Here is a 12,222-nt window from a genome sequence, read left to right as displayed (position 1 = left end):
TTGGGACTTCACTCGAGTACATTATTCGTTGCATTGGGATTTCTGTTTTGACGCTTTCGGTCTCAAGTTGTCTCAAGCCAGTTGAGTTTGAAAATTGTATGCTCTCCTTCGAGACCTTTAAGCGGGACAGTCATTTGCTCGGCAAACTGAAAATCCTGTGATCCGCCCACCATGATCCGTGTGGCATCCGAGACGCGGATATCACTTGGCGCAGCGAGAGCGGCTATTCGTGCGGCCTTGTTGACAACGGTCCCGAAGTGATCAGCATCAGAAGTAATCACTTCGCCGGTATGCAAGCCGATGCGAACCCGCAACTTTGGCTCGTTTGTTTCCGCCGCGTTCGCCTGCTGGATATTCTGGGCTGCCAGCAATGCTGCCCTTGCGGAAGCAAAAGACGACATCACCCCGTCTCCCAGTGATTTCACCGTACGTCCACCACTCCCGACGATCTGCGTTTCGACAAGTCGCAGATGTCTTCCGAGGGCGTCGCTCCAAAGAGTATCTCCTATAGCCTCAGCGATTTTTGTGCTGTCTGCGATATCGGTGAACATGATGGTCGCTATACCACTTTGCCCGAGTTCGTGGGGTGTAGAGAGGGCGGCATCGAGCAGTTCCTCAAAGCCTCTGGCCTCGTACCCAAACCCCTCTACGTTATTGACCGGTATGGAATTGTGAACATGCACAATCTTCCAGGATCCTTTGTCGAGTTTCAGAATAACTGTGGAGCGCAGATGCGCGGACTGTCCTGTCTCAATACCCTCAATAGTTGCTTCCCATTCGACCCAACCGAGCGAACCGCATTCAAATCCTCTCAGTTCCTCTACGTGCCACTTGAACCGTGGAACCTCCCCGATGTATTGCTCCATACCGCGACGTAGCGCATCGCCTTTCCAAGCCTCGCCCTGTGCTGAGCCAAAGTATGACAGGGCAGCGTCATCAGAAAAAAGATGTGCCACCGTCTCACCATCGCCTCGACCGTAGGCGTTGATCCATCGTGCCACTATAGCGGCCAGTTCTGGTGAGGGGCTTATAGTATCTCTCATGTCAGAACGTCGCGTCGACGGCCAGATAACTGCTTCGAAAAATATGACCTTCGCACGTCCAGTTCCTTTTGAAGCGTGTCATGGCATAACCTTTCCCGAGATCTCCATTTCTGAGGTCCTGTCAGTGTAGGCCAAGCCGGGGCGGCCATAAAGACATAGTCAGCTTTGTCCGCATCTGAGACATCGGACGAAACCGCGGCGAACGGCCGTTGTTGGTAAGCGCAAACCCTGGCCGCGGTCGCTGGCCATGAATGACCGCTCATCGAGGTTACGGGTCATCCGGAAAAAATCCCAGATGGCCGAGACGACCCCAGAGCGGCTATCTTAATTTATTCAGCGAGCAACGTCCTAAGCAGTAAGCTCTCCGCCAGACTGAAGCCATCGCGCATCGTCTTCCGGAAGCAACTCTGCAAGACGTTTGTGAAAGGCACGAAGGTCTTCGTCTGAAAGCTTGCCCTCCCACTTGCGACTGCTTGCGCTATCGAAGAAGGCTGACGGGTCTTTGAAGGTTGTGGACCGTTGTGTTTTTTCTTTGGCACTCGCGCGCGCATTAGCTTGCATGTTCTCGAATTGCATACTTTCCGCAATTGCGGCCAACATTTCATCGTCAATTTTGAGCCCGAGTACGGAAGCTAGCTTTCTGGTATGAGAGAGTAAATCGCGCCGCATATCGGCGTAGTGGAAAATGTGTATGTTGGGATGTTGGATGTTTGACTTGAAGGACTTGAAGTGATGAACGATGGCCTCAAGGGTGATCCCATCGGCCATCTCCTCTCGAACGGTCTCACCAACAAAAAGTGCGAATGAAGCTGTCGGCTTATCCGGGAACCTGTCTTGGATCAGGTCTTCCTTCAGGTTTGCCACATGTCGGCGCATCGAAAAATGTGCGTCGATTGGGTGTCTGTACACCGCGATGTAGGTGCAATCTGGATCGAAAGGAATGCCGTCAAAAGGCGTATGGGTCTTGATGCATCTTCTGTGGTTTTGAGCTTCGAACATTCGAACTATAGGGAGTTGATCTCGAAACGCAGGGTCGAGCCAAACCGACAGATCATCCATGACCTTGTCCATACCAGGCTTTTCAAACAAGAGCGACAGCACAAGGGCCTGTGTCCATGTTGTTCCGCACTTAGGCGGTGTTGCAACAATCACATCTCCTTGGCGCAGCGCGAACATGTCCCAAATCCGATTGTCGGTAAGACGTGTTCTGTACTCGAATGCCTTTCTTGAAGACGCCCGTATTGTCATTCTGATTTCCGCCAATGGACCCTTACTGAAACGATAGCAAGCATGCGGCACCGAACCTAGAATTTTGATGGCACCCGAGTATGAAGGCTTTTCAAAGTGCCAAGCCAAAACCTTGCATTCGCGGCTAGAAGCTCGTTTTGCCCTCAAGGCAGTCATACGCGGCACCTTGCTCCAGTGTCTGTGCTGCGGTGCAAAGTCGAAATTACAAAGTTCGGTTTTCGAGGTCCGCTTCTGCCTAATTTACCCAAAAGCAAAAAGCTTGCGTGTCGTTATTCGGTCACTGATGTTCATTGAATAATGATCGCGATTTATGCGCGAAACCCCTAATATCCCTTTGACACTCCTTCACATTGGATACGCGGGAGGATTTTGTTTGGAGCGGTACTTGGCTGCCATACTCGTGGCTGATGTTGTTGGCTATAGCGCGCTTGTCAGTGCTAACGAGGAAGCCGCATTGCACACATATAGGGGCCACTTTAGGGCGCTGGAGCCGCATGTCGGCCTGAATGGCGGACGCCTATTCAAAAGAACTGGTGACGGTTTTCTTGCAGAGTTTTCCTCGGTTGTAGATGCGCTGGCATGTGCGGAAACGATGCAACGTCAGATGGCTGAGCGGAACGGGGCGCGCGGGCAAAGTCCGGAAATGCAATTCCGGATGGGAATTCATGCGGGCGATGTTTTTGATGACGACGGTGATGTTCTTGGTGACGGCGTCAACATCGCGGCCCGGCTGGAAGGTCTTGCTCCTCCCGGAGGGATCATCGTTTCAGGTCGGGTTTACGAAGACCTTGTGGGTAAGGTGGATGTATCGTTCACCGAATTGGGGCCGCAATATCTGAAGAATATCACACGCCCTGTAACTGCTTACTTGGTACAAACAGCATTTGCTACTGAATCCCCGTTAACTCAATCCCGTCCTGACAGGCCTTCAGTGGCGGTGTTGGCTTTTGACAATCTGTCGCCTGACGCTGAACAGGATTACTTTGCGGAAGGTATTACCGAAGACATCATCACCAGCTTATCCAGAGTGCCCTGGATATTCGTGGTCGCCCGAAACTCTTCTTTTTCTTACAAAGGGCTTTCGGTTGATGTGCGTCGTATCGGCCGAGAGCTTGGTGTCCGCTACATATTGGAAGGGTCCGTTCGCGGCGCTGGTGACCGGTTGCGTGTCACGGGTCAGCTGATTGATGCGGAAACCGGGTCTCATGTTTGGGCGGATCGATACGATGGCAAGCTCGATGATGTTTTCGAGCTTCAGGACCAGATTACCGAGGCTGTCGTTGCTTCGATTGCGCCAGGTATCAGACAAGCTGAAATAGACCGTGCTGCTCACAAGCGCCCTGACACCCTTGGAGCCTATGATCACTTCCTACGTGCGCAGTCCTTGATCTACAGGTTCAATTTCACTGAAGCAGACGACCATTTGTCAAAAGCTCTTTCACTCTCAAGTGAGTACCCATTGGCAAGCGCTCTTCGAGGCTGGATCCGCACTTTGCTATGGAACCCGGATACGCGTCCAAACGAGGCCCGATTTGATTACGCAATTCAGCTGGCACATGAGGCTCTGGCGGCATCACATCTTGACCTAGAGGCGCAAGCATATGCCGGTTACGTACTCGCGTTTCTGTCGGAGGATACAGAGTACGGTTTGTCACTTGTGGATCAAGTCGTCGAGAGAAGCCCAAATTGCGTTTCAGCCTGGGGATCCAGTTGCGTACTGCATGGCCTGATGGGCCAAGCACAGACGGCACAGGCACATGCCAGGGAGGCGCTCCGACTTAACCCGAATGACCCACTAAACTACCGTGTCCAGATGGGTATCAGCCTGTCGCAAATCGCGGAAGGGAACTGGCGCGATCTAAGAGAAACCGCCCAAAAAATGCGTGCATTTCATAATACTGTGACTGTCTTTCGCCTGAACGAACTTGTGGCGGAAATGGCTCTCGGCAATGAGAGCCGAGCTAGAGAACTCGCACGTATTCACATGTCGCGGGAACCCGATTTTAGCGTTTCAATGTTCCGGCATATGCGCGCTCGTATCTCTATCGCAAAACCAGAAATCTATGACGCCTACTATAAAATGCTGGCAGCCGCAGGCATTCCTGATTGACGACACCAGTTGTAGACCAGCGGCAAGTCATAGCAAGCATGCAACATGTGGAAACATATTTTTGCCGCTGGAAGAATGCCCAATTTGGTCTGCGAACAGTCGTTGAAGTGAATAGCGGCGAGCGGCAATCGAACCTTCGCGGCGCTCGGCGTGAACGATTGCTCTGCGGACAAAGCTGCCATTGCCACGTTAGATCAGATTAATAGGTTTGCAGTTTCATGCTCTAATCAGAAAAGATGCCCATACGTGCGAATTGCATGCTGTCTGTTTTGCAGTTCAAGTTTGGCGTAGATTTTACTTGTGTGGTTTCGAACGGTTTTTTCACTCATTTGAAGACTTCTAGCAATTTCTTTACCACTCATTGCTTGGCAGATTAGTCTCAGCACGTCCTGCTCGCGCTTTGTCAAATCGTTAAAGTCCGTCGTTTGACCGGAAGATGTAAATTCAAGCAAGCTCTTGGAAAAAGCGCGCCAGGCAGGTTCATCGCGTTGAATAATGTGATTTTTTCCTTCTAAAGCAGACATTGTCGCTTCGGGAATTTTCTGAGCGAGACGTTGCCCTTCTTCAAACGGAATAACCTGATCGTTCCTTGAATGGATCACCAGTGTTGGAACTGAAACCTCTGGCAATAGACTTTCAACATTAACGTCAGCGCGCGCCATAAGCAGGTCGGCCCCTGTCTCAGGCAAAACGGTCTTTTGGCAAAGCTCTGTAAACCAAGAGCGTTGTTCGGGCGGCGCACCAGGAAGAAATCTTGATGTAAATACATCTTGAAACGCAGGGTTGTCATTCTCCCAACCCAGGCGAAATACATCGATAACAGTCTTGTAGTTTTTGGCGGCAACCGATCCGCGGTGGTTGCTGCCCCTTGCATAGCCTCCAACGAGTACCATCCCGGCGACTCTACCGGGATACCTCAGCGAATACGCGATAGAAGTCGCAGCGCCCTGAGAAATACCCAGAAGATAAATTGGTTCGTCTATTTCAGCGGCGTCGATAACAGCTTCGAGATCATCAACCCAGTAATCAATACCCAGATTCTCAACTCGTTTGTCAGATAATCCGCAGCCTCGCTCATCATATCGAACAAGGGTGAATTGACTTTCTAGCAATTCGATCCAGTGAGACCAAATTGGACTGTCTAGATCATAACTGAGATGCGTGAGCCAGTTAGCCGCCTTTACCATTGGTAGGCCGTTTCCGGATTTGCTCCACGCCAGCGACGTACCATCGCTTGAAGAAGTGTATCTAACGGTTCGCATGTCTTTTTTTAGTCAATTTGGGGCAAATGTCCCATCAATTTCCCGTCGGTATGAGTCTAGCCGGGACATGTGTCCGATAGGTTGAAGGCCAGATGAGTGACACCATTGTGAAACTCAGATTGGAGGTCATCACATGAATAAGCAATTTGACGCATCATTACACGCTTGGCCGTGCTGGTCCCAAATATCGCCTGCTCCCTGCGTAGGGCTACATTGTTCCGGCGCTGACGGAAGCCAGTGGCGCAATCTGTTTGCCCGGATGAGCGAAGAAACCAAAACAATAGCACCCGACCTAATAGGAACCCTGTCTAGGGGTCATAAAATCCCGGACGGGCCGTTCACATTGGAAAACGAAGCTGCTTCGATTATCACTGAGATAGAGAAGCTTGGCAGGCCCGCTCACTTGATTGGACACTCGTATGGAGGAGCGCTGGCTTTGCATATCGCCAGAGCTCGACCCGACCTTGTTCGATCACTTTGTCTCTATGAACCAACTTTGTTCAGCCTACTGAAAGCCGGAGAGTTGACTGACGGTTTATTGTATTCCGAGATTGTTAGCCTCACAAACGCAATACGAACGGGCATAGAAGAGGGATGCGAAGAGTTTAGCGCACAGGTTTTCACTGATTTTTGGGGAGGACTTGGCTCTTGGCAAGCCCTGAGTCGTGAACGCAGGTGCGCTATGATTGATTGGGTTCACAAAGCCCCAAGCGATTTCGATGCGCTTCTGAAAGAACCTGACCCAGAATACATTCTTTCTGAGGGAGTTCCCTCTACGATCATTCGCGGATCGCAGACGCATGTGCACACAAAGCGCATCGCAGAACTTCTGGCATCCCAAGGCAAGCTTGTTGAACTAAAGGTTCTGAAAGGTGCTGGCCATTTGGGTCCTTTTACCTTCAAGGAAAGTTTCGAGATGGAGGTGCTGTCGCATATTAGAACTGTTGACCGCCGCGACATGGCTTCAATGGACATCAAGCCGATCAGTAGATCATGAGCCGGGGACACTGGAAATCTAGAAAAAACGACCGACCGATCTGGACTCCGAGCGGTCGGTCGCTGTGCAGCCTCGCTAACGTCTTATGGGTGCCCGCATTGGGCTCGATGTTGTCATTTTCTCAAACGCTAGGAATGTTCTCTTTGCGGATAAAGCAGAAATCGCTCGATCACTAAAACACTACAGGCGGCTTAGCCAAAGGTCCCCAAGTTTCAGGGTCTGGTAGACCGACACTTGACCATGCTTCTTGCAAAACTCTGGAGTCTGAAGATCTTGTCCGCGGCAAATCATCCAAAATATCAAACCAAGGCATTTTGCTTTCTATTCCAGAGTGGACTGAAGGAGCAAAGTTTTCTGGTTGGTCGAGGCTCGAAGTATGCAGGACCAGATAGGCCGTTTCTCGTGGCTTCACGAGCTTATAAGTTAGGCTTGCCCCGCATCTGGCACAAAAGCCACGATTTGCTATCGGCGTAGTTGCGAAGTATCGAGGTTCCTCGGTGAGAAATCGAACAGCAGAAGCGGGAAAGGCCGCCCATGCATTAACTGCTGAACCAGAAAATTTTCTGCAACAACTACAATGGCAATACCCTGTGCTTATGGCGGGTGCGTTTATTTCATACCGGACCAACCCACAGATGCAGCCACCTGTCACTAAGGTTTTGGCCAATTCATCTTCATCAAAATCCAGAAAACCCCCTTCCTCTCCGGGTTCTGAAACGGTCATGTAGACATGTATTGGAGTATCAGTGCTCTTGAGTCTTTTGTGACCACAATCCGCCAGCGGAAGATCTATCTTGCCCGCTATTTGCGCCATTACTTCTCCTGAAACCGCGATTCCACCTGGTTCTGCTATTGCCTCAAGCCGCGCGGCAGTGTTTACGCCGTCTCCGAGAATATCGTCGCCGTGTACAACGACATCACCGAGAGAAACGCCGACGCGTAAGATGAGAGGTTCGTCACTGTTCGACTGACGTGCTTCGCGTGCGCAGGCTCTTTGAATGTTGATTGCACAATTGACCGCCTCAAAGACACTTGAGAACTCAGCCAAAAACCCATCGCCAGTAGACTTAAAAACACGACCCCGGTTTGCTTCCACCTGCATGCCGATGATTTCACGTTCTAGTCGAACCAACTTAGCTAATGTTCCGCTTTCATCACGTGATACCAATCCTGCGAAACCGACTATATCGGTGGCCAGAATGGCCGCTAATTTGCGTTCCATCTCCGTTGCTCCGAGCTAAAAATCTCCAAATGGTGCCTGCTTACTTTAGCATAAAATCGGTCGCAGCGAGCCACGGTAGCTGAGGTGTTATTTCCAGTTTTGAAAGATCCTTCAGTGCTGCGACCAGCCAATCATACTTGCTGCGGAGAACGGCAACACGAGTCCAATTTGTTCGATGCCGCACAGCGCACAAATGTCCGGTGTTGGCTATCTACTCCATGGTCAGGCGACAAGTCCCAGCTCTTTGTCGGTGGCTGTCGCTGCATATTTTTCCCTTGGGGGCATGGGTCTCGATTGCCAAGGCGGTTCGAAGGTGAAACTTGAAACGCTGCGACCGTCAGGTAGGGCGCCGTTTCCAGCCCCGAGCGCGTAGTCGTAGTAGAGTTTGACGATCTCTTCTTCAGTCACCTGCGATGTTTCTGGATGCGCCATGCATGCATCACGCCACGCTCGTACCCGGTCATAGTCTTTGCCAACGGGTAGTTTGAACCCTTCGTAGTAGTCAAGGAACCAAAACCGCTTGAACATCGGGGTAAAAACAGCCTCTGCCAAACCGAAGTCATCGAACAGGAACGGGCCAGTCGGACTATGATGAGCCAAGAAATCATCAAGGTCTCGATAGAGCGCGAGGAGTTTATTCAAGTGCTCATCTCGGCGCGCCTGATCCTGATTCATGACAAAGAGATAGCCTGCCATTGTGAACGGTCCTTCGCGGGCGATCAGCATCGACTCAATGGCGTGCTCGGCAGGATCACTGCGGCGCAATGGAGCACCTGGTAGAGCCTCATCAAGATAGCGCAGGATCACGAGGCTTTCTTTTAATATGCGGCCGTCGCTGGTTTCCAGCACGGGCAAGGCTGTCGTACCTCGGGTCTTGGCCAGCAATTCGGGATCGCGCGGCTTGGTGATGTCTACGACACGAAATTCCACGGCATCCGTCAGTCCGCGCAACGCCAGTAGGATTTCCAGTCGCTGCGAGAAGGGACAGACGGGGATATGATAGACGATGTGTTTCCCAGTCATGGTATCAATCCAAAGATGGGCCAGTGAAGGCCACTTTTCCGGTCTGCTCATAGCGTTCTCCTGTCGGCAACGTCACGTGAACAGCGAAACGATCCAGATACTCTTCGATGCGCTCCGGGGCGACATGGTGTAACTCCAGCAAAGAGTCATATGGGTGCGCAAACGAAACCAGCGCTGGGTCAACCTGAACAATTTCCGCAAGCGGCTTTCCAGTCTCGGTTTTGAGATAGGCACCGCGGGTCAGGCGCGGCGAGTCGATGTACCCCGTAATAGGTGCATTAATCGTTGTACTGGCCAACTCTAGCTTTCGAAGATCCAGCCCAATCCGCGCCTCGTCAACGGCGACCTTTGCAAGCGCGAGCCGCGTCGACGCATCCTCTAGCTGCACTTGCGTCGCGGTTCCCCTGTCTTCGAGCTTGCTGACACGCTCGACATTTGCCTCGGCTTGGGCCAACTCAATCTGCCGCCTGTCCAAGAGAGCCTGGGCGGCATTTACCTGATGTTCATACACCACACTGCTCAACGAGAAGAGCAATTGGCCAGCCTCGACGCGGTCTCCCTTTGTGAAATGGATATCGGTCAGAAAGCCATTTACAGAATTGGCGACCTGAGATCGCATGCTGGCTTCAATACGCCCCTCAAATCGCAGGTCGGCCAACTTGTCACCAAGTTTGTCCACGCTTTGAGCGAGAGCCAACGCGGGGAAAATCACAAACAAGGCGAGCAAAATACGGGCGTTCAAAATTCTAAGTCTCCTGACAAAGGTGGGTATCCGGTGACCAGTCTATGACCTAACATAAATCGGAAGCTAGCCAAAAGCTTTGGGGCAAAACTCGTTATTCCGTTGAGGGGGAAGCGCAATGAACACAAAGGTTACTAAAGCATACCAACTTGTGGCTTGCGCTGTATTGGGCGCGTCGGCAATTGGATGCCCGTCCCATGCCCGGCCAATATGTGCGAACCAGACCCTGCCTGAGCTCCCCGATGTTTCAATTGCTTCGGTCGCAGAAGTGTCCGCTCCTGCGCCACATTGCAAAGTTTCCGGTGTGATTGGTGGCAAGATCAATTTCGAACTCCTGCTACCGGAAAATTGGAACGGCAAATTTGTCATGGGCGGTGGAGGCGGATTCGTCGGTTCCGTGATGAATACCTCCCTTATCGATGGCTCACTTCAATTGGGTTACGCCACTGTCGGCACTGACACAGGACATCAGGGGCATCCAGCCGACGCCAGTTGGGCCCTCAACGACCTCGAGGCGCTGGTCAATTTCGGACATCTGGCAGTTCATCGAACAGCAGTCACAGCCAAGGCCCTGACCAAGGCTTTTTATGAAAAACCAATTGCTCGCAGCTACTTTACCGGGTGCTCCCGGGGCGGTGGACAGGCAATAATGTCCGCTATGCGTTACCCAGAAGATTTTGACGCGGTTGCGGCTGGCGCCTATGCGGTTGACTGGACGGGAATTGCCGTGCAGGCAACTCAGATCAACCAGGCGATGTACCCAGACCCAAACAATATCGAAGAGGCTGTCATTGGGCCAGAAGCTCAGGCGTTGGTCGAGAGTTCATATCTGGCGGTCTGCGATGGGCTGGATGGGCTCGAGGATGGCATCCTCAATGACCCCCGGAAGTGCGGGTTTGACGTGGCCAGCCTGCAATGCGAAGGCGACATTTCCGAAGACTGTCTGAGCGCCAGAGAAGTTGCTGCGTTCAAGGCGGTCTATGACGGCCCCAAGAACTCCGATGGCGACAGAATGTATTACGGTTTCCCATTTGGCGGCGAAACAGCCGAGGGAGGTTGGAGCCGCTGGTTGACAGGTGGCATGAAGTATCAGGACGATGATGGGAGCTTCCAGCAGGGCGTCGGATCAGGTGGATTTGAAGAACCTGTATCGCCGAGCGCTTTTTTCAGCTTTGGCAACGGCATTATGCAGAATTTCGTCTATCACGATCCCAATTGGACCTATGTGAACTTCGATTTCGGCACCTATGCACAGGATTCTGCCGCGGCTGCGGAGACTCTGAATGCGACAAACCCGGATTTGTCCGCCTACCGCGCTCGTGGTGGCAAGATGCTGCTGTATTCCGGTTGGTCCGACAACGCGCAATCGGGCCTTGCAATGGTCGGTTATTACGAAGACGTTCTGGCTCATGATCCAAGTGCAGCCGACGAAATTCGCCTGTTCATGATGCCCGGCGTAGAGCACTGCTTTGGCGGTCCCGGGCCCTCCTGGGTCAATTTTCTGGTTGAGATCGACAAGTGGGCGGAAACCGGAGAAGCGCCTGATCACATTACGGCCCTTTGGCTGGATGACAGCGCTCAGCCAGCCGGTGGCCGACCCGTTTGCGCCTATCCAAGTGTTGCCCAATATGACGGTCGTGGCGACCCCCGGGACCCTGCGAGTTTCAACTGTGACGCAGGCAACTGAGTTGATACAGGTAAACACCGAAAGTCGGCTTAGTCCCGTATCTCGGCAGTTGCACAGTCTTGTTTTGAATGTCCGGTTTGGGCTGCCACCGGTCATTAATGTGAAAAGTAACGAAAGGCGACAACAAGCCCAATGCGGGCTTTGCCAACCTTTCAAATCAGCATCATCCCCGACCATTTCAGTTCGAGTTTCAATCCCTAGCGGGCAAGGCAACCTCGCCTTCCCAGTCAGAAATACGGTGCGGTAGCGCCAGGAGTTTTGACGCCACACGTGTTTTGGTCGTTCCACTTCCAGTCATCCCCGAATATTTGCCGGTGGAGGAAACAATCCGCCAGTTGTTGACGCCGAAGGCAACAACCTCCCATCTCATGGTGAACGTGTCCTCTTCTTCACCATAAACACAGACGCCACCGCCGCTGACACCGCTGGGTCCGCCGAAACCCGAGCCCACGCACCGGACAAAACCAGGATCGATTGGTCCCTCGTCAACGGTATAAGTCCCATAGTTGTCCTCTTTCCAGAACACGTCCTCGCCCGCGGAAATTTGCTCTTGGTTGACGACATAGAAGTTCGTTGCCGACACTTTCTCTGCAGCAGTCAGACAATGAGGCGCAAAGAGAACTGCGGGGATAAGCATTGAACGCAACATGTTGTTTCCTTCGACAGTGGGGCAAAACCAGCATGATAGAGACTACGAAATTTATTGCTAGGAAAGGAACGCATAGCCGGACCTGAAAAGTCAGCTTCGTCCCGCATCTCAGAGATTGCAAAGCTTAGTGATGAAGGTCCGCTTTGGGCTTATTTTGTTGAAAAACTCGGGCTTGATCGGTTGGTAAGTTGCTGATTCAATTCTTCCTAAAGGGAGGGATCAGCCATGATGGGACCGAG

Annotated in this window: 10 protein-coding genes; 3 read left to right on the top strand and 7 right to left on the bottom strand. The window is 52.1% G+C overall.

Annotation, left to right across the window (positions count from 1 at the left end; genetic code table 11):
• Window positions 1–62: 62 nt before the first annotated feature.
• Together ACR0AM_RS20515 and ACR0AM_RS20510 are read right to left on the bottom strand one after the other, a co-directional pair.
• The gene (locus ACR0AM_RS20515) at window positions 63–1,043 is read right to left on the bottom strand and encodes a nuclear transport factor 2 family protein (protein ID WP_480607865.1); all 981 of its coding nucleotides are present in this window, start codon (window positions 1,041–1,043) and stop codon (window positions 63–65) included.
• Window positions 1,044–1,391: 348 nt separating this feature from the next.
• A complete protein-coding gene (locus tag ACR0AM_RS20510; protein WP_214646784.1) occupies window positions 1,392–2,219 on the bottom strand; it encodes a sulfotransferase domain-containing protein in 828 nt (275 codons plus the stop codon).
• A gap of 457 nt (window positions 2,220–2,676) precedes the next feature.
• Between ACR0AM_RS20510 and ACR0AM_RS20505 the strand changes: the two genes are divergently transcribed.
• Window positions 2,677–4,401 carry an adenylate/guanylate cyclase domain-containing protein gene (locus ACR0AM_RS20505; RefSeq protein WP_170620850.1) on the top strand — a complete coding sequence of 575 codons (1,725 nt, stop codon included), beginning with the start codon at window positions 2,677–2,679 and terminating at the stop codon, window positions 4,399–4,401.
• Window positions 4,402–4,628: 227 nt separating this feature from the next.
• Here ACR0AM_RS20505 and ACR0AM_RS20500 read toward each other — a convergent pair whose 3' ends face one another.
• A complete protein-coding gene (locus tag ACR0AM_RS20500; RefSeq protein ID WP_170620851.1) occupies window positions 4,629–5,588 on the bottom strand; it encodes an alpha/beta fold hydrolase in 960 nt (319 codons plus the stop codon).
• 208 nt (window positions 5,589–5,796) lie between these two features.
• Between ACR0AM_RS20500 and ACR0AM_RS20495 the strand changes: the two genes are divergently transcribed.
• Window positions 5,797–6,660: an alpha/beta fold hydrolase gene (locus ACR0AM_RS20495; RefSeq protein WP_170620852.1), complete on the top strand. Its 864-nt coding sequence runs from the start codon at window positions 5,797–5,799 to the stop codon at window positions 6,658–6,660.
• 172 nt (window positions 6,661–6,832) lie between these two features.
• Here ACR0AM_RS20495 and ACR0AM_RS20490 read toward each other — a convergent pair whose 3' ends face one another.
• The 3 genes from ACR0AM_RS20490 to ACR0AM_RS20480 form a co-directional block, all read right to left on the bottom strand.
• Complete coding sequence (locus tag ACR0AM_RS20490) at window positions 6,833–7,882, bottom strand: GFA family protein (RefSeq protein ID WP_170620853.1); 1,050 nt, start codon at window positions 7,880–7,882, stop codon at window positions 6,833–6,835.
• A 222-nt stretch (window positions 7,883–8,104) separates the two neighbouring features.
• The gene (locus ACR0AM_RS20485) at window positions 8,105–8,956 is read right to left on the bottom strand and encodes a glutathione S-transferase family protein (protein ID WP_480623879.1); all 852 of its coding nucleotides are present in this window, start codon (window positions 8,954–8,956) and stop codon (window positions 8,105–8,107) included.
• A complete protein-coding gene (locus tag ACR0AM_RS20480; RefSeq protein WP_480623878.1) occupies window positions 8,910–9,647 on the bottom strand; it encodes an efflux RND transporter periplasmic adaptor subunit in 738 nt (245 codons plus the stop codon). The genes ACR0AM_RS20485 and ACR0AM_RS20480 overlap by 47 nt, the downstream gene beginning before the upstream one ends.
• A gap of 118 nt (window positions 9,648–9,765) precedes the next feature.
• Between ACR0AM_RS20480 and ACR0AM_RS20475 the strand changes: the two genes are divergently transcribed.
• Window positions 9,766–11,334 carry a tannase/feruloyl esterase family alpha/beta hydrolase gene (locus ACR0AM_RS20475; RefSeq protein ID WP_480607850.1) on the top strand — a complete coding sequence of 523 codons (1,569 nt, stop codon included), beginning with the start codon at window positions 9,766–9,768 and terminating at the stop codon, window positions 11,332–11,334.
• Between the two features lie 190 nt (window positions 11,335–11,524).
• On the opposite strand, the gene ACR0AM_RS20470 is transcribed toward ACR0AM_RS20475, so the two are convergent.
• Entirely contained in the window at window positions 11,525–11,983 is a 459-nt protein-coding gene (locus tag ACR0AM_RS20470; RefSeq protein WP_480474019.1) for a hypothetical protein, read from the bottom strand.
• Window positions 11,984–12,222 lie beyond the last annotated feature (239 nt).

Source organism: Ruegeria sp. AD9, from assembly GCF_056542305.1.
The sequence above is the reverse complement of the archived record's forward strand: the minus strand, read 5'-3'. Positions and strand labels throughout refer to the sequence as shown.